18 protein-coding genes are annotated in these 16,497 nt (G+C 55.2%); 10 read left to right on the top strand and 8 right to left on the bottom strand.

Annotation, left to right across the window (positions count from 1 at the left end; translation table 11 throughout):
• Positions 1-98: 98 nt before the first annotated feature.
• Together ACFSO0_RS19105 and ACFSO0_RS19100 are read left to right on the top strand one after the other, a co-directional pair.
• Positions 99-743, top strand: coding sequence for a deoxynucleoside kinase (locus ACFSO0_RS19105; RefSeq protein WP_376883107.1), 645 nt, complete (start codon positions 99-101; stop codon positions 741-743).
• 47 nt (positions 744-790) lie between these two features.
• A complete protein-coding gene (locus ACFSO0_RS19100) occupies positions 791-1,477 on the top strand; it encodes a deoxynucleoside kinase (protein WP_376883105.1) in 687 nt (228 codons plus the stop codon).
• A 41-nt stretch (positions 1,478-1,518) separates the two neighbouring features.
• Here the strand turns inward: ACFSO0_RS19100 and ACFSO0_RS19095 are convergent, their stop codons facing one another.
• The gene (locus ACFSO0_RS19095) at positions 1,519-2,385 is read right to left on the bottom strand and encodes an alpha/beta fold hydrolase (protein ID WP_376883103.1); all 867 of its coding nucleotides are present in this window, start codon (positions 2,383-2,385) and stop codon (positions 1,519-1,521) included.
• A 187-nt stretch (positions 2,386-2,572) separates the two neighbouring features.
• Between ACFSO0_RS19095 and ACFSO0_RS19090 the strand changes: the two genes are divergently transcribed.
• From ACFSO0_RS19090 to ACFSO0_RS19065, 6 genes are all read left to right on the top strand, one after another.
• Positions 2,573-3,310, top strand: a complete 738-nt coding sequence (locus ACFSO0_RS19090; protein ID WP_376883101.1) for a class I SAM-dependent methyltransferase — start codon at positions 2,573-2,575, stop codon at positions 3,308-3,310.
• An 87-nt stretch (positions 3,311-3,397) separates the two neighbouring features.
• The gene (locus tag ACFSO0_RS19085) at positions 3,398-3,682 is read left to right on the top strand and encodes a 4a-hydroxytetrahydrobiopterin dehydratase (protein ID WP_376883099.1); all 285 of its coding nucleotides are present in this window, start codon (positions 3,398-3,400) and stop codon (positions 3,680-3,682) included.
• A 106-nt stretch (positions 3,683-3,788) separates the two neighbouring features.
• Entirely contained in the window at positions 3,789-4,112 is a 324-nt protein-coding gene (locus ACFSO0_RS19080; protein ID WP_376883097.1) for a hypothetical protein, read from the top strand.
• On the top strand, positions 4,109-4,876 hold the full coding sequence (locus tag ACFSO0_RS19075; protein WP_376883095.1) for a DUF3109 family protein: 768 nt from the start codon (positions 4,109-4,111) through the stop codon (positions 4,874-4,876). The genes ACFSO0_RS19080 and ACFSO0_RS19075 overlap by 4 nt, the downstream gene beginning before the upstream one ends.
• 68 nt (positions 4,877-4,944) lie before the next feature.
• Entirely contained in the window at positions 4,945-5,454 is a 510-nt protein-coding gene (locus ACFSO0_RS19070; RefSeq protein ID WP_376883093.1) for an acyl-CoA thioesterase, read from the top strand.
• Positions 5,455-5,534: 80 nt separating this feature from the next.
• Positions 5,535-6,455 (top strand): aldo/keto reductase, encoded by a 921-nt coding sequence (locus ACFSO0_RS19065; RefSeq protein WP_376883091.1) that lies wholly within the window; start codon positions 5,535-5,537, stop codon positions 6,453-6,455.
• A 91-nt stretch (positions 6,456-6,546) separates the two neighbouring features.
• On the opposite strand, the gene ACFSO0_RS19060 is transcribed toward ACFSO0_RS19065, so the two are convergent.
• From ACFSO0_RS19060 to uvsE, 4 genes are all read right to left on the bottom strand, one after another.
• Positions 6,547-6,969, bottom strand: a complete 423-nt coding sequence (locus tag ACFSO0_RS19060; protein WP_376883089.1) for a thiol-disulfide oxidoreductase DCC family protein — start codon at positions 6,967-6,969, stop codon at positions 6,547-6,549.
• A gap of 171 nt (positions 6,970-7,140) precedes the next feature.
• Positions 7,141-8,649, bottom strand: coding sequence for a histidine ammonia-lyase (gene hutH, locus ACFSO0_RS19055; RefSeq protein ID WP_376883087.1), 1,509 nt, complete (start codon positions 8,647-8,649; stop codon positions 7,141-7,143).
• Between the two features lie 259 nt (positions 8,650-8,908).
• Positions 8,909-9,670, bottom strand: a complete 762-nt coding sequence (locus ACFSO0_RS19050; protein ID WP_376883085.1) for a hypothetical protein — start codon at positions 9,668-9,670, stop codon at positions 8,909-8,911.
• 324 nt (positions 9,671-9,994) lie between these two features.
• Entirely contained in the window at positions 9,995-10,927 is a 933-nt protein-coding gene (gene uvsE / locus ACFSO0_RS19045) for a UV DNA damage repair endonuclease UvsE (protein ID WP_376883083.1), read from the bottom strand.
• Positions 10,928-11,171: 244 nt separating this feature from the next.
• On the opposite strand from uvsE, the gene ACFSO0_RS19040 reads away from it, so the two are divergent.
• Positions 11,172-11,963, top strand: a complete 792-nt coding sequence (locus ACFSO0_RS19040) for an ABC transporter ATP-binding protein (protein ID WP_376883081.1) — start codon at positions 11,172-11,174, stop codon at positions 11,961-11,963.
• 87 nt (positions 11,964-12,050) lie between these two features.
• Positions 12,051-12,740: an MBL fold metallo-hydrolase gene (locus ACFSO0_RS19035; RefSeq protein WP_376883079.1), complete on the top strand. Its 690-nt coding sequence runs from the start codon at positions 12,051-12,053 to the stop codon at positions 12,738-12,740.
• A gap of 65 nt (positions 12,741-12,805) precedes the next feature.
• On the opposite strand, the gene ACFSO0_RS19030 is transcribed toward ACFSO0_RS19035, so the two are convergent.
• From ACFSO0_RS19030 to ACFSO0_RS19020, 3 genes are all read right to left on the bottom strand, one after another.
• The gene (locus tag ACFSO0_RS19030; protein WP_376883077.1) at positions 12,806-13,435 is read right to left on the bottom strand and encodes a SurA N-terminal domain-containing protein; all 630 of its coding nucleotides are present in this window, start codon (positions 13,433-13,435) and stop codon (positions 12,806-12,808) included.
• Positions 13,436-13,632: 197 nt separating this feature from the next.
• Positions 13,633-14,322 (bottom strand): tetratricopeptide repeat protein, encoded by a 690-nt coding sequence (locus ACFSO0_RS19025; RefSeq protein ID WP_376883075.1) that lies wholly within the window; start codon positions 14,320-14,322, stop codon positions 13,633-13,635.
• Between the two features lie 78 nt (positions 14,323-14,400).
• Entirely contained in the window at positions 14,401-16,368 is a 1,968-nt protein-coding gene (locus tag ACFSO0_RS19020; RefSeq protein WP_376883073.1) for a beta-propeller domain-containing protein, read from the bottom strand.
• Between the last annotated feature and the right edge of the window lie 129 nt (positions 16,369-16,497).

Here is a 16,497-nt window from a genome sequence, read left to right as displayed (position 1 = left end):
GACACGAAACGAATTTTTTCGACAAAAATATATTGGCATGCTACAATATGGAATGCTCTCATTTTCGTCTCATTTTCGTGAAAGGAACGTAACGCTACATGAAGGAGTCCATTTTGATTACCGTTGAAGGGCCCATTGGAATCGGCAAGACATCACTGTCACGGGAATTGAGTCGAGCCTTTCAGTTGGAGCTGCTCGAAGAGATCGTTTACGAAAATCCGTTTTTGGGTAAGTTTTATGAAAATATTGCCGAGTGGAGCTTCCAGCTGGAGATGTTTTTCTTGTGCAATCGGTACAAGCAGCTGCAGGATATTCATTCCCGGTATTTGCAACAAGGGATTTCCGTCGTTGCGGACTACAATATTTTCAAAAATACGATTTTTGCCAAACGAACGCTGTCGAGTGACAACTTGCCGAAGTACCTGAAAATCTACGATATTTTGACGGAGGATTTGCCGCAGGCTCATCTGGTCATTTACTTGACGGCCTCCCTCGATACCGTCATGAAGCGAATCGCCCTGCGCGACCGCGACATCGAGCGCAGCATGGACGTGGGCTACATGAAGAACCTCATCGCCGACTACAACGAGTTCATGGACGCATTTGAAAAGCATCATCCCGATACGCCGGTCATCAAATTCGACTGTGACCATCTGGATTTCGTGCATCGTCCGGAAGATTTGCGCCATGTGCTGGATGTGATCGGGCCGCAGGTTCGGGAGCTGATGGAGAAGCGGAATTGAGTGGCGAGTCATTTTTCGCTAGCAAGCGAGAGTAAGGAGTTGCGTACATGTCTAGGTTTCAAAACAGCGACATTCGTGAAAAATACGGAATACCAAACAACGCAGTCATCACGATCGGCGGGACAGTCGGGGTAGGCAAATCGACGTTTACGCATGCGCTGGCCGAACAGCTGGGCTTTCGCGTGTCTGTCGAAAAGGTGGACAATAACCCGTACTTGAGCCGCTATTACAATGACTTGTCCCGTTGGGGCTTTCATTTGCAAATCTTTTTTCTGGCTGAGCGCTTTAAGGAGCAGAAGCGGATGTTTGACTACGGAGGCGGCTTCGTGCAGGACCGCTCCATTTACGAAGACACAGGGATATTTGCCCGCATGCTGTACGAGCAGGGGAACATGACGGAAGAAGACTACCGGACCTATACGGAGCTGTTCGAGGCGATGGTCATGACACCGTACTTCCCGCATCCGGATATTTTGATCTATCTGGAGGGCAGCTTCGACGACATCATCGGCCGTGTGAAGGAACGTGGCCGCCCGATGGAGCAGCAGACCCCTGTGGAATACTGGAAGGACCTGTTCGAGCGCTATGAGAAATGGATCGGTTCGTTTACCGCCTGCCCGATTTTGCGCGTCAACATCAACGAATACGACGTCGTCGAGGACCCGGCGTCTGTCGAGAACATCATCGCGCGCGTAGGCGAAAAAATTCGCCTGGGCAGAGAGGTGAGAAGATAGACAGCCTTCTTGGCGTACAAGATATACTCCTCGGCTGCATGTTACTGCGGCAGGGGTATTTTTTTATGGAGAAAGCGGATGATAGTCTCTCGCCAGGCAGCCGTATGTTCCTGGTAGGGTACATGTTTACCGGGGAGGAGTGCGATCTCTTGATCGGGAAAGCGAAAAGCCGCGTGATGATCTGGCCCCACAGCGTGGTCTTCCTCTCCCGCGAGAATCAAGGTCGGCGTCAAAATGTTTGCGGTTGCCGGGCGAAAGTCTTGCTGATATTCTTCTGACGCGAACACGTACTTGGCAAAACGTTGGTCTGCCGTCAACTGCGCGTCGATGCTTTTTCCGTCCAGAAATGCTTCTTTGCTGGCGTATTGCAACTGGTAAAACAGATCATGCTGGACCAGCAGCCCAGCGACGGTATTCCACTGGTCAAAAGGGGAGAGATGTTCAGGGGAGAGATGTTCAACTGCGGGACAATCGAGCTGTCGCTCCCGGAGCATTTGCCAGCCGATCCGGGTTTGGTGCTGCAGCGAATCGAAGATGCTAAGGGTACTGTTCATCAGGATCAACGCTTTTACACGCTCGGGATAGCGCTGGGCATAGCGGACTGCCAAGATCCCGCCAAAAGAGTGCGCCAAGAGTATCCAATCGGTGATGCCATACGCTTCTCGAACGGCTTCAAAATCATCGACGACCGTATCTAGCCGGAAATCATCGGTTTGCGGACTCGGCGAGCGCCCGCAGCCGCGCTGATCCAGGTAGATCATGTTCAGGTCGGTCTCCAAGGAGCTTCCCCCCAACGCTTCAAAATGGTAGCTCCAGGCTCCTGGTCCACCGTGAATAAAGAGGCAAGGAGGACCTTCTCCCGCGGCCTTGGTGTATAGCTCGGTGCCGTCGCCTGTACGTACTTTCATCGGTAATCTCTCCTTCGTTGCACAAGTCTCTTTCCTTATCATGGAACAGGGAAAGGAGCCTGACAAGCCGCAATTGGCAGATGCGCGATGATCATGGAAGACTGGTTGCTTCTGGAAAGCCGGAATCGGTCATCGGCAATCGCTATGGTATAATACACCTACTCACCTAGATAAAAGGAGTTTATGCATGGAAGAAGAGTGGTTTGAACGCAGCTTTCGCGAAGATTACGTCCTCGTGTACCGGCATCGCGACGATGCAGCGGCCGATTCCGAGGTGGCCAATCTGTTGGCGCGTCTGCCCATCAAGCCAACGGGGCGCGTCCTCGATCTTTGCTGCGGAAACGGTCGTCATTCACGTGCGTTGGCTCGCCGGGGGTATGAGGTGGTCGGCGTCGATCTGTCACCTGTGCTCCTGAAGCTGGCGGAAGAACAAAACAGCTATCCGAACCTGCGCTTTGTCCGCTGCGATATGCGCGAAATCACGTTTCGCGAGGAGTTTGACATCGTCGTCAACCTGTTTACCAGCTTCGGTTACTTTTCGACGGATGAGGAGAACGAGACGGTCGTTCGGAATATGGCGCGCGCATTGAAAAAGGGAGGAGAGGTCGTCATCGACTACCTGAGCCCATCGTACGTGCAGGCCAACCTCGTGCCGGAATCGCACAAGGAAGCAGAAGGGATGCAGATTCACGAGCAGCGCTGGATCGAAAACGGGTTTGTGCAAAAGCGGATCACGATTCGGAGCGAGGGGACGTGCGAGCCGCGCGAATACAGGGAGCAGGTGCGCCTGTTCAGCGCCGGAGAAATGCGCGGCATGCTGGAGCGGGCAGGCTTTGGGCGCATTCAGGTGTTCGGCGATTACCAGTTCGAGCCGTTTGAAGCGGATCGTTCTCCCCGCATGATTTTCTATGCAGTCAAACAGTAAAAGGCGGCTCTCGTCAGGGACTATCTCGCTTGTCCAGTGAATATGATGATGTTACAACCGTTCATTGGACAAAAGGGGGCGTTGCCTTTGAGCAAGCTGTCGTTGGAGCAGGTCAAACTGTATTTGAGCAAGGTGCCAGGCTGGAAGCTCGTCGAGGATCGGATGGCGTTGTCCCGCACGTATCACTGTCGCGATTTTGCCGCAGCGATCAGCTTAGTCAACCGGGTGGCGGAGCTTCTGGAATACGACGGCCAGCACGTAGAGATCCGGGTGAACGGCAGTACGGTGACGTTTACACTGGCGACCCAAGAAGCAAAAGGATTGACCGGCAAGGATTTTGCCCTTGCCCAGACGATCAGCAAGGTGAGCTGACGCAGTCGGGAGAGCCGCTTCCATCGGTGAAGCGGCTTTTCTTTTGGCGATTGGCAGCCGGGAATGGTATGATGATGGGCAGGAACAGCATTTCGGAGGGATGAACATGGACATTCAACAACACGCCAAGCTGCTTTCGCTTTTGCAGGACGAATTTGAAAACAAATGGGCGACGATTACGTTTACCCAGTGGGATACCGATCAGGAAGACGAGGAAGAAGAAACGCAGTTTACGGGCAAGCTGGTCGGCTTTCAGCTGACAGATAACGAATTTGCGGAAAAGGACCTGCTATTGAAGTTCACCGACAAAGATGACGAAGCGCTGGAAATTTTGATGGAAATCCCGGGCGAAGAGGTGGACCTGGCGACGTTCGCGGAAGGGCGTCTGGCTATTTTTGGCACAGAAGCGGAAGTCGTTCTGGAAAAATGAGGACGCTGCAACGATTCCGCTACGTAGGTACGCCAGATCCGATGACGCAAAAAGAGGCGTACCACTGCGAGAAATACATCAAAAAGCATCGGCAAAAGCTGTACAGGGCAGGAGCGTTTTGGATCGATGTGGATGCGCTGCTCGCGCCCTTTCACCTCGACTGCTGGAACTGCCGGGATGTGCACGGCGAGACTTGCTGCGAAGGCGGACAGCCCTACGCCGTGGACAAGCGGCAGATTCCCGTCCTGGAAGAGCATTTGCCTATGATTACGGAGCGTCTGCAGGACGAAAAGGAGCGGGCGAACTGGCAGGCGTACGGCATTTGGGAGCTGGGGAAGCCGCCGGGGACGATTCGCATGAAGCACGGCAATTGCCTGTTTTACCGGGAGCTGGACGGCAAGTACGGGTGTGCGATCCACGCGTACGCCGAGCAGACGGAAAGCGAGCTGCAACCGCTCAAGCCGTTCAGCTGCCAGCTGTACCCGCTTGATCTGATCGAGACAGGGGAAGGAATCCTCCTGACGGCTGTAACGTCTGAAACGTCATCGTTTTCGCGCTGGGGCACCGACTACCTCGACCATTTTTACTGCGCGAGTCAGGAGCGGCGGAAACAGGCAGGTCATCTGGATGATGCGCTGTTCGCGCTGGAAGGCTATCGGCCGGCCTACGAATGGAACCTCCCGTTGCTTCGCTATTTGCTGCAGGATGATGCGGAGCGGGTAGAGTCGCTGCTTGCCGAAGGTGCTGCCGGCTTACGGAACTGATTGGAACCGCGAAGCCCTTGTGTTATGATGGGTACTGCATGTAGTAGATTCGCAAAGGAGTTACAGCTATGAAAGTCAAGACAATGCAAGCATCTCGTACCATCCAGGCTTCTCTGGTACAACCTTCGGATACCAACTATCACGGAACGATTTTTGGCGGATCGATGATGGCATTCATCGACGAGGTCGCTGCCATCTCTGCGATGCGGCACTCACGCCGTCCGGTCGTGACGGCTTCTATAGACTCGATTGATTTCCTGTCTCCTGTCAAGATGGGACACTCCATTTGCCTTGAGGCGTTCGTCTCCTCGACAGGGAGAACGTCGATGGAAGTCTTCGTAAAAGTCATCTCCGAAAATTTGCAGACGGGAGAGCGAGCTTTGACAGCTACCTCGTTTCTCACGTTTGTCGCCCTCGATGAGCAGGGGAACCCGACCGAAGTGCCGGCAGTCGTTCCCGAGACCGAAGAAGAGAAAAGACTGATGGCCTCGGCGGAGGAACGCAAAAAAATGCGCAAGGAGCGCAAGGAGAACAGCAAGGCGTTCATCAGCAATCTGACGATCGAGAAGATGATCTGATCGGCTGGGCAGTTCCCAAGCGACTGTTCGTTCACTTGGGTTGTTCATGCAGAAATAAAAGAGAGCAGGGAGGGACCCGCATGAAGTACCGCAGATTGGGGAAAACAGAGCTGACCGTTTCCGTTATCGGGATCGGCACATGGCAGTTTGGCGGAGAATGGGGGATGGACTTCACGCAAGCGGATGTCGACCAGATTCTCGGCAAGGCAAAAGAGCTGGGAATCAATCTGATCGATACAGCGGAGTGCTACGGCGATCATCTGTCCGAGAGCCTGATCGGGAATTACCTGGCGAAAGACCGCCGCGAGGATTGGATTGTGGCGACCAAATTCGGCCATCAGTTTCATGACAGGTTCACCCGCACGGACCGATACGGCGCGGCAGAAGTTTTGACGCAGCTGGATGGATCGCTGCGGGCATTGAAGACCGATTACATCGACCTGTACCAGTTCCATTCCGGCCCGGACGAGGCGTTCGACAACGACGAGCTGTGGACGATGCTCGACAAGCAGGTGCAGGCGGGAAAAATCCGGCACCTTGGTCTTTCGATCGGCAAAAATGGCAACTTGTATCAGACCGAGTCTGCCACGAAGGTGAATGCGAAGACCATTCAGGCGGTCTACAACCGTCTGGACCGCAAGCCGGAGGAAGACGTATTTCCTTCCTGCATGGAGCAGGATCTCGGCGTACTGGCCCGCGTGCCGCTGGCGAGCGGCTATCTGAGCGGAAAGTACAAACCAGGCGCCGTTTTTGCGGGTAACGATGTGCGGCATCGGCATGATCCCGAATATGTTGCGGGTTTGCTCAAGCAGGTGGAAGAAATCCGGAAGAACGAGGTGCCAGAGGGAGTCGACATGGCGCAGTGGGCGTTGGCCTGGTGCCTGGCGCATCCGGCGGTCACGACGGTCATTCCAGGGAGCAAAAGCCCGGCTCAAGTGGAAGCAAACGCCAGGGCGGCGGAGCTGGTCAGTGCGGATCACCCGCAGGCGGTTACCAAATAATCGAAGTGAAATGACGAAGAGGGCGTTGTCGCAGGACACGCCCTTTTTGTGTGCAAATAAGAAGGCTCAAGGCATAAAACTACGCCCGCCATCACTCCAGAAACCGGGACCTGATCTCGGGAGCAGGGAGCATACATTGCTCGGAGCGCCCCAGCCAGCGATACCGGTTGCGGGCGATCCAGTCGTAAACCATATCCCGCAGACGGCGAGGGAGCAGCATTCCCGCCCAGGCCAGGGCAGGCCAGACGCCGCGCAGCTTGCGTCCTACCCGCAGGACCGCGTCGGACTTCGTATAGAGCACGCCGTCTTCAATCAGCACGACAGATTGGAGACAGTCAGTGTAAGAAAAGCCGGACAGCAGCTCTTGCCCTTTTGCCGACTGCAGGGAAGCGAAGTGGACTTGGCCGCGGGGATCGCGCCGCACAATAAATTGAACGGCCCCGTGGCACAGGTGGCACACTCCGTCAAACAGCAGGATGGAGGCAGGCTGGACTGGCTGATGAGAGGATTTCATGACAGCAGCCCTCCGAATTCATGGCGAGGATGGCAACGCTCTCTATTATACTAACAGAGTTTGGAAAAATTCCAAGGAGGTTCGCGTCCAGCGGCTGCTTTGTCAACGTCAACGGCCAGGCAAAGTCTCGCGGTGACCATCGATCCAAAGCTGCAGACCATGCCTGGAAGATTATTCCCAGAAAAGTGCTCCATCGCGCACAAGCTGCTCGGCCATCTGCAAATCAGGATGCATCTCCCGGTCATCGGTGAGCCGCGGGACGACCTTGCGCAACTGCTCGTACGCCCGGGCAGTGCCCGCGCCCAGTGCGCCGTGGCCGAATTCAATCGCTTGGGCGGCCGCCAAATATTCGATGGCGAGCACCTTCGCCGTATTGCTGACGACGGTGCGCAGCTTGCGTGCAGAGGTCGTTCCCATGCTCACATGATCCTCCTGGTTGGCGGAGGAGGGGATGGAATCGACGGATGCGGGATGGCACAGCACCTTGTTTTCCGATACGATCGAGGCCGCCACGTACTGGGTAATCATGAAGCCGGAGTGCAGGCCGCCGTTTTCCGTCAAAAAGCCGGGTAGTCCGCTGAGTTGCGGATTGACCAGCCGCTCCGTGCGCCGCTCGGAAATATTGGCCAGCTCCGCGATGGCAATCGCCATGAAATCGGCCGCGAACGCCATCGGTTGCCCGTGGAAGTTGCCGCCGGAAATGACATCGCCGGTCTCTGTAAACAGGATCGGATTGTCTGTCACGCTGTTACACTCGCGCGTGACTGTCTGCCAGACGTATTCGAGTGTGTCCCGGGTCGCGCCGTGCACCTGCGGGATGCAGCGCAGGCTGTAAGGGTCTTGCACGCGCAGCTCTCCCTGAGCCGTCGTGCGCTCGCTTCCTTGCAGATGAAGCAGCAGCTTCCGGGCGGATTCCTGCTGGCCAGGATGCGGGCGTACGAGATGAAGCTGCGGATCAAAGGCTTTCGGTATGCCGCGCAAGGCTTCGATGGTCATGGCGGAAATGACTTCGGCGCTCTCCAGGACGATGCGGGCATCGTAGAGTGCAAGGCATAGCTGGGCCGTCATCGCTTGCGTCCCGTTGATGAGGGCAAGCCCTTCTTTTGCCTGCAAGCGAATGGGGGCCATGCCTGCCTGCTCGAGGGCCTCCTTGCCCGGCATGCGGCGGCCGTTTACTTCGGCTTCGCCTTTGCCGAGCATGACGAGCACCATATGCGCAAGCGGAGCGAGATCGCCGCTCGCCCCGAGCGAGCCTTGTTGCGGGATGACCGGATGGACGCCGCGGTTACACAGCTCAACAAGATGGAGCAGCGTTTCTTCGCGAATCCCGGAATACCCTTTGGCCAAAGCATTGATACGCAGCACCATCATGGCTCGCACGACCTCAGCCGGGTATGGCTCCCCCATCCCGCAAGCGTGGCTCATAATGAGGTTTTCCTGCAACTGGCTTACATCTTCGCCAGAGATCATGACATCGGAAAACTTGCCGAAGCCTGTGGTGATGCCGTAGACGACACGCTGCTGACTGACCATTTGCTCGACCATTTCCCGGGAGCGGCGTACGGTTGCCAACGCTTCTGCCGTCAATTCGATGCGCCAGCCTTTTCTGGCGACAGCGACTACTTCTTCGATGGAAAGATGGTCGCCATCCAGTTGCAATACCTTTGTTTGCTGAGTCATGCTCCTGTTTTCCTCCTTTAGCATAGCAGAGAACGAAAAGAAAGAGGGGTCAGGATACTAGATCCTAACCCCTCTTCCCGGGCATATATGTGATTGGCAAGAACGGGACCGCCTTGTTTTCGGCATGCGTCGTCTTCCTCACTTTCGTCTATGCGCAGCTGTCTGATTATTTCTATTAGTAACTCATATTGTAACGAAAGCCTGCGTGCAGTCAAGTGAAATGTTGGCACGGCGAGTACACCGGTTTGAAAAAACGGGCTCAGTCCATTTTGCGAAACTGGGCAAGTGTCGTTTCTCGATCTGGATATATGTCATACCATGTACTGTGTGATTTCACCAGAAAGGACGTGTTACACTCCGTGGAAAGACGACGTAAAGTACCTCCAAGCGCGGCCCCCATGCACCCGGCCCAGCCCCGAAGGCCGAAAGAGATGCCCAAAGAAATGCCGAAGGAAATGCCCAAGCCGCCATCCATGAGGCCGTCACCGAACGTTCCATCGCCTAATATCCCTTCACCGAATCTCCCGTCGCCAAATGTGCCGTCGCCAAACATGTCTTCACCCAGCACGCCGTCGCCCAATCTGCCGTCCCCGAATTTGCCGTCGCCGAATTTGCCGTCGCCAAGCCGTCCCAAATCTGCAAAACCAATGCGTCCGATGCCGCAACGGCCCATCCTCCCGGTGCCGAAGCAATCCGCCCCGAATGCGCCGAACCAGATGCCGGCCAACCCCATGCCGCCCAATCGGATGCCGGCGAACCCGATGCCACCCAATCGAATGCCGGCGAACCCGATGCCTCCGAACCGCGGACCTGCGAATCCGATGCCGCCAAATATGGGAATGCCGATGCCGAACCACAGGCCGCCGAATGTATCGCCGAACATGCCGCACCATAACGCACCGCCGAACATGATGCCAAACAGAAGACCGCCGAATTCACCGCCGAATATGATGCCGAACTGGGGATCGCCGAGCAACCGTCCGCCGCACAGACATGGCGGCGTGGATATCGAGCTGTACATGTTCAAATTCCAATTCCATATGGACCGCATGCAATACTATCATCACAAATGCGAGCAGCACCGCGGCAATCGCCGCAAATACCACGAATACCGCAAACACTACAAGCATCATCAACGCCGGATGAAGTATTACCACGACCGTTGCCAGGGCTGGGATTACCGTGGCAGCAGCTCCTGTGGATCGCACGGCCATAGAGGCTCGTCATCCTACCGCAGCTCGCACGGTCACGGCGGATCTTCCTGCAGTTGCGGCTGCGGCTGCTCTCATTAAAACCAAAAAGACGCCGCCTGCCAGCGTGGCGTCTTTTGTCTGTCCGGCGATGCTTACGGGGCGGAGGCGAGGGCTTCTGCCTCGATGCCGCGTTTCCTCAATTCCCTGCGCAATGTCAGCAGAGCATCATCCTTTTTCTTGCACTCCAGGACAATGTCGACATTGTAATCGGCGAGAGCAGAGAGGAAGCTGACGAATTCTTCGGGATTGATGTTGTCGGCGTGCGCCCGAAAGTCGCTTTCCGACTTGGGGGAGGACATATGCATCTTCGGGGTACGGTTCCCCCATGTCTGGATGATACGCGGCAAATAATCGACCCAGTTTTCGCCGTTGTTCAGGCATCTGTGATGATGGTAGTCGAACACCATGGGCAGCTTGAGCCGCTCGCACAGCTCCAGAGCTTCGGCCATCGTGAAGGAAGTGTCGTCATTTTCTACGGCAAGCCGTCTTTTTACGGCATCGGGGAGCTGTTCAAAGTTTGCAGCGAAGCGATCCAGCGCGGCCGAGCGGTCGTCGCCAACAGCGCCAATGTGTGTGACGAGCACGGAGTTGTCGTCAAGTTCAAGCAGATCGAATACTTTGGCGTGATAAGCCAGGTCGGCAATCGTCGTTTTCACTACAGCAGGCTTGTCGCTGTTCAGAATGCAGAAATGTCCGGGATGAGCGGTCAAGCGGATTCCGTTGTTGCGAATAAATTCTCCGGTCTTGCGGAAGTCCCAGGCGAACTCCCTGGCCCAATCCCAATTTTCGGCTGCGGAGTGGGTCGCGAGCGGGACGAACTCGGAAGGCAAGCGGTACAGGAAGATTTGGTGTTCCACGTTGTAGGCGAGCAAATCCATCAGGTTGAAAAAGTTGGTTTGCAAAATTTGCCTCAGCTTTTTCAGGCGTGCCTGCGGTTCCAGTTTGTTCAGTTGGGCGACGGTCGTCTTTTTGTTCGGGTTGTTCTTCGTTTTCACGCTGATGCAGGCATATCCCAAACGAATCAAGGCACTCACTCCCTTACGCGGCGGCGTCTTCGTTTGTTTAGTATCCCCGGGTTGTGCGGGTGCTAGCTGTCAAAAAGTTGCCAGCGGCAGCGCCGGTGTTTGTCACCGGAAAGTCCTCGTGCGCCTTCATGCCGTGGAGGATTTCTGCCGGATACAAAAGAATTGATCGATCAGGAAATGACAGGTATACTCGTAATAATCAGAACATTGCGGGATCAGAGAGGGAGAATGGAGTGGAGAAACCATGATTATCGACGTGAAGAATGTCTGCTGGCAGCGGGATGAGACGACGATTCTTGACGGGATTAACTGGCAGGTCAGGGAAGGGGAGCACTGGTGTCTCGTCGGCCTGAACGGCTCCGGAAAAACAAGCCTGCTCAATATCATCAGCGGGTATACGTGGCCGACAAAAGGCGAAGTGAGCGTTTTGGACAACCTGTACGGGACGGTCGACCTGCGCGAAGTACGAAAATCGATCGGCTGGGTGAGCACATCCCTGATGGAGCGGCTGTATGAGCATGAAACAGCCTTTCGCATTGTATTGAGCGGACGGGAAGCTACCATCGGCCTATACACCGCGCCTGCCCAGGAGGATGTGCAGTACGCCGAGAAGCTGCTGGAGACGTTTGGCTGTGCCTATTTGAAAAATCGCCCTTACAGCGCTCTGTCGCAGGGAGAACGCCAAAAGGTGCTGATCGCCCGTGCGCTCATGGCCAGACCGCGCCTGCTGATTTTGGACGAGCCGTGCACAGGGCTGGATCTGCTCTCACGGGAACAGCTGCTTTCGATGATTGAGCAAATTGCCAGTCAGCCGGATGGACCTGCCCTCGTGTATGTTACCCATCATATCGAAGAAATTTTGCCGTGCTTCTCGCACACGCTGCTCCTGAAGGCAGGCAAGGTGTACCGGGCAGGAGAGACGTCGCATGTGCTGACACAGGAGGAGCTTAGCCGCTTTTTCGGCGTCAGCATCGACATCCGCAGGGCGCAGGGGCGCGCGTGGATCAGCCTGGGGGAAGAAACGGCTGTTCGTTGACTGTGGCCGTAGACAGCACGCACCTTTATCTTCGTGTATAATAGGGGGGTATGGAATTGAATCTGGGAGGAGAGGAGAGATGGAGGCATGACCAATGTGGTTGCACCGATCGCAGACTCCACCTGGGCGATCATCGCGTACGAGGAAGCGTGGCAAAGCTATATCAACAGCTACGTGATCAAACAGGGCGACACATTTGTGCTCATTGATTCCCAATTGCGGAAGCATCGGGCCTTTTTCCAGCAATCGCTCGAAGATCTGGGAGCCAAAGCCGAACAAATCGAGTACGTCTATTTTACCCACCGACACCCTGATCATATCGGCAATGCCGACCTGTTTCCATCTCGGAGCAACTGGATTCATCTGGATGACTACTACGAGCTGGACGATTTTTCCCAGACGCTGTTCGGTCATACATTCACCGGAGCGGAAGGAGCGCTTCCCTCACTGCGCTTTCGCCAGCTCTCTTACCATACGGAAGGCTCTGTTGCACTGTTCGATCCGCAGACGAAGGTCTGTTTTACGGGAGATCACCTCTGTTTTCCCGCCGCGGAGCTGGGCAGCATCGGCGGAGAGGAACGGGAAGTCCGGGAAGCGTATAAGGAATATATTCGGATGAAGAAGGCGAAAGAGCCGGATCGCGTGCAGGAGTACGCAGAAGGCCTGGAAATGCTGCTGGATTGGCCTATCGAGATTTTGGCGACGGGACATGGTCCGATTTTGACTGGTAATGTCGCTTCGTTCATTCAGGAGATTTTGAACGTCGCGCGGGGCTGACGATAAAAAAAGACTTGTGCCGCAGCAGTTTTGGCAGACACAAGTCTTTTTTTGCGGTCGAAAACCTATTTGCTCTCGGTATCTTTCTTTTCTTCCAGGGCAGGGTCCATGATCTGGACGTTGTATTTTTTGCGCAGATCTTCCAGCCATTTGTCGATGTTGGCGCGTCTGTTTTTGTTCTTCACACTGTCGATGATGTCAGCACGCGCTTGTTCCAAGGTCTGGTTTTTGTACTTGTCTTTCTTGTATTTCTCGTAGTACGCCTTGATTTGCTCCTCGGTGACAGGGAATGCCTTGTCCAACATTTTGTCGCGCATGAGAATGAGGCCGGTTTTTTGGCGCAATTCGGTTTCTGTCACATGCTTGCTCTCGAGGTACTCTTTGAATTTTTCTGGAGAGCCCAGCTTTTCTTTAATCGGATTGATCATCTTGTCCAGCTCTTCATCTGAGACAGTGATTCCTTGGGCATTTGCTTCCAGGCGGAACAACTCGGCAGCAACCAGCTGGGTCATGGCAGAAGGACCAGCTTTCTCCTTCATGGCATCGTACATTTGCGACTGGGTGATCGTAGTGTCTCCAATCTTGGCGACGACTGCATCGGTAGGCGCGGCTTCCTTCGCCTGGGACACGCCGATCACAGCGAGTCCGAGAATCAGGATGGATGCGGTAAGAATGGAAACATCGAATTTTTTCATGAAGTTGACCCTCTCTTTCTTGCATTCTGCAAAACAGTATAGGGGGAACATACGGGAGAAATATGTAACCCCATCTTACAAGAATTCCACAATTGACTGCGATCTATGGGAGACCCAGCCAAAAAAGCCTGCGGGCAAAGAAAAACCGCACAGCCCAAGCGATTGTGCGGCTGGTGATCTTCCAGGTTTTCTGTGCCTTATCCGGCTTGCGTGGATGCTTTTTGCCATTCTTCCAGGCGCTTCTCCAGCTCGGCGCGATTCAGATGGAGAAAGCTCGAAGAAGATTTGCCCATTAACTGGCGCAAATGGGCGAGAGCGCGTTCGTAATTGCCGCAGGCGGCTTCGATCTCCGCAAGGCAAAACAGCTTCCAATCGCGGGCGGATCGTTTGGTGGCGATCAGCTGGTACGCCTCCCATGCGCTGTCTACCTCCCCCAGACGGGCATGGGAACAGGCGATGACTGCGAGCGAATCCGTCATTCCCTGGTCGCGCTGATAGATGCGAAAGGCGACCTCCAGCGCTTCGCTGTAGCGGCCGGACGAGTAGTACACGATCGCCAGGTTGTAGAACAGGTAGTGGATCATCGCCTGGTTGAACAGCGTGGGGTGGTCCTTGCAGACGTGAATGCCCTGAACGATGAACTTTTCCGCCAGTTCATAATTGCCCGTCATGATCTCGTGCGTCGATTTGTCCAGCATGGCGACGGCACGCGAACGGTTCTTGCGGTACGAGGCGTCCAGCCAGCGCAAGCGCGCATCTGGCCGACGCTTGTTCAAGTTCGCCATATATTGAAAGCGGAAAGGCCAGTGCAGCCGGATAAACATGACCGCCAGCACGACGGCTACCCCCGCCAAGGTTGACGTCCAATTGAAATCCAAGTAATCCACGCAGTTGACACCCTCTCTTCCCCGCTCTTTACTCATCCATATTAGCACAGAACATGTGGGCATGACAGAGCATTGCCTTTATTTCGTCAGAGGAAGAGTGCCGAGCGGGCGGTGGCTGGACAGATCTTCCGCGGCTACATATCCATTGGAAACCGTGTACAACGTGTTGCCGATCGTCAAAATGCGGTTGATGTTGTTCGCGCTGTTATACCATCCTTCTCCCGCTTGTTTCAGGTCCTGATCAGTGAGATGGGTAATTTTGCTGGTCAGCGTAAAGCCGGATTGCAAATTCAGTTGATAGACGTAGGCTCCCTGGAAGGTAAATGACCCGTACGCGCGGATGTCGTCCTTCGCTGTTTGCCGGGGGTCTCTTTCATAGACGGTCACAGGGAAGGCGAGCAGTTCCTTTTCCCTGGAAAACAGGAGCGCCTTGTGATTTGTGAGCAGCTCGGAATCGGTCCCCCGATCGCCGATGACGGTCTTGAATTTTTCCTTTGGATGGGCGACGTCCGATACGTCGAACAGGGCGATCTTCATGCCCTGGTAATACGCCATGTCTTTGTCTGACTCGGCTTCCTTGCCGAAACCGATGATGTGGTTCTCGTCGTACGGATGCAAGTAGTCGCTGTAGCCGGGAATTTTCAGCGCCCCAAGGATGGAGGGGGCGGACGGCTGCGTCAGATCGATGACAAACAGCGGGTCGACTTGCCTGAACGTCACCATATACGCCCGATCTCCCATGAATCGTACCGAGTAGATGCGCTCGCCAGGCGCGATTCCTTCCAGTTTGCCGTACAGGCGCATGTCGGGAGCGAGCACGTACAGGTTGTTTTTGGACGTGTTCTCGTCTGTGCGCCACATGTCGCCGCTCGTCGTCGCAATGCGCAAATAGCCGCTGTGCTCATCGAGCGAAAACTGGTTGAGGATGCGTCCGGGTACTGTCCCTTTCCCTGAGTAGGCGAGCATGCCATCTTTCATGCCGAACCGGTAGACGATCGTCTTCGCTTTGGTCGGGACAGGCAGAATGGCCGGGGCAAAAGCGGGCTTCGCGTACTGGACAGCTCGCGGCTGTGTTTCGTATTCGGTCACCGCCACGTAAAAGTTGTCCGGCGAGGCGTACACATTTTCGCCTGCACCCAAATACGTGCAAAGAGACATTTTCTGCTGCGGGCGATCCAGGTTGATGCCGGCAATCATGACATATTCAGGCTGGATGCTTTCCGGAAAGTAGTGAATGGCGGAGTAGGGCACGGTCTGGAACTGGTCGCCCTCTGCGCTGTCCCGATACAGGGGGCCGGGCAGCTCTTCCTTTTCCTCGAAGATACGGTAGGTGTCTAAATAGGGATTGGCGGCCAGATACAGGTTTGGTCCGCTTTTCCGGGAGGAGAGGTACTGTCCTTCCACCTCCACCTGACGGGTCAGGCGCGGATTGGCTGTGTCGCTGATGTCGTAGATCAGCGCCTTTACGGTTTGCTTGTTCTCCACGTAAGGCACACGCCGTTTGGACATGATTCCGGGAGTAGCTGCAGACGATTCGCTGGCTTGCCCGATTACGACGAGCCGCTGCTCATCCACGTACAACTCCAGCGGCTGGAACAGGCCGTCGTCGTACGCAATGCGGCTTTTGACCTGCATGCGGGCAGCGGGATAGGCTTCGACGATCCGCACTTCATTGCCTGCGGTCTGATACAGGTACGTGCCGTCTGTCTTGACGATATCGGCTTCATCGACTCCCTGCACTTGGACATTGGTCGCGGAGAAGTCAGCCGATCCTCTGGCTGCTGCATCGGCCGATTTTGCCACGGGAGCAGCCTGAGCAATGGCAGGAGCGGATTCCATAGCGAGGCCGTACATTCTCGTGTTTTGCGCGCGCCACTGGGTTTCCAGCAGTTTTTTCAAATGATCGTATGAACCGACGACGGGTAAATCGTCCGTGTCGGCAAAGGCAACCTGCTCTTCTCCCAGCGCAGCGGCAGCAGATAGCAGCGGTGTGAGCGCGAAGGCGAGAGCAGCGGCTGCGAGCAGCATGGACCAACTTTTTTTCATATAAAGTCCCCCTCTGTATCCAGCCATTTTTCGCTTATAGGACGAACGATTTCCGCAAATGTTACATACTTCTACCGGCACAATCTACGGACAGACGGGGGAGCGTATGCTATAATGGTAGGCGGTTTA

It is taken from the genome of Brevibacillus sp. GCM10020057, from assembly GCF_042683565.1.
Taxonomy (GTDB): Bacteria; Bacillota; Bacilli; order Brevibacillales; family Brevibacillaceae; genus Brevibacillus.
Note: the sequence above shows the minus strand (reverse complement) of the source record. Positions and strands in the feature narration are given on the sequence as shown.

Bases quoted from the DNA above. Each gene is read 5' to 3' on its own strand.
- ACFSO0_RS19105 (WP_376883107.1), top strand. From the start codon at position 99: ATGAAGGAGTCCATTTTGATTACCGTTGAAGGGCCCATTGGAATCGGC.
- ACFSO0_RS19030 (WP_376883077.1), bottom strand. From the start codon at position 13,435: ATGAAAAAATTCGATGTTTCCATTCTTACCGCATCCATCCTGATTCTC.
- ACFSO0_RS19040 (WP_376883081.1), top strand. From the start codon at position 11,172: ATGATTATCGACGTGAAGAATGTCTGCTGGCAGCGGGATGAGACGACG.
- ACFSO0_RS19020 (WP_376883073.1), bottom strand. From the start codon at position 16,368: ATGAAAAAAAGTTGGTCCATGCTGCTCGCAGCCGCTGCTCTCGCCTTC.
- ACFSO0_RS19075 (WP_376883095.1), top strand. From the start codon at position 4,109: ATGAGGACGCTGCAACGATTCCGCTACGTAGGTACGCCAGATCCGATG.
- ACFSO0_RS19095 (WP_376883103.1), bottom strand. From the start codon at position 2,385: ATGAAAGTACGTACAGGCGACGGCACCGAGCTATACACCAAGGCCGCG.
- ACFSO0_RS19080 (WP_376883097.1), top strand. From the start codon at position 3,789: ATGGACATTCAACAACACGCCAAGCTGCTTTCGCTTTTGCAGGACGAA.
- ACFSO0_RS19065 (WP_376883091.1), top strand. From the start codon at position 5,535: ATGAAGTACCGCAGATTGGGGAAAACAGAGCTGACCGTTTCCGTTATC.
- ACFSO0_RS19035 (WP_376883079.1), top strand. From the start codon at position 12,051: ATGACCAATGTGGTTGCACCGATCGCAGACTCCACCTGGGCGATCATC.
- ACFSO0_RS19090 (WP_376883101.1), top strand. From the start codon at position 2,573: ATGGAAGAAGAGTGGTTTGAACGCAGCTTTCGCGAAGATTACGTCCTC.
- hutH (WP_376883087.1), bottom strand. From the start codon at position 8,649: ATGACTCAGCAAACAAAGGTATTGCAACTGGATGGCGACCATCTTTCC.
- ACFSO0_RS19070 (WP_376883093.1), top strand. From the start codon at position 4,945: ATGAAAGTCAAGACAATGCAAGCATCTCGTACCATCCAGGCTTCTCTG.
- ACFSO0_RS19100 (WP_376883105.1), top strand. From the start codon at position 791: ATGTCTAGGTTTCAAAACAGCGACATTCGTGAAAAATACGGAATACCA.
- ACFSO0_RS19050 (WP_376883085.1), bottom strand. From the start codon at position 9,670: ATGTACAGCTCGATATCCACGCCGCCATGTCTGTGCGGCGGACGGTTG.
- ACFSO0_RS19060 (WP_376883089.1), bottom strand. From the start codon at position 6,969: ATGAAATCCTCTCATCAGCCAGTCCAGCCTGCCTCCATCCTGCTGTTT.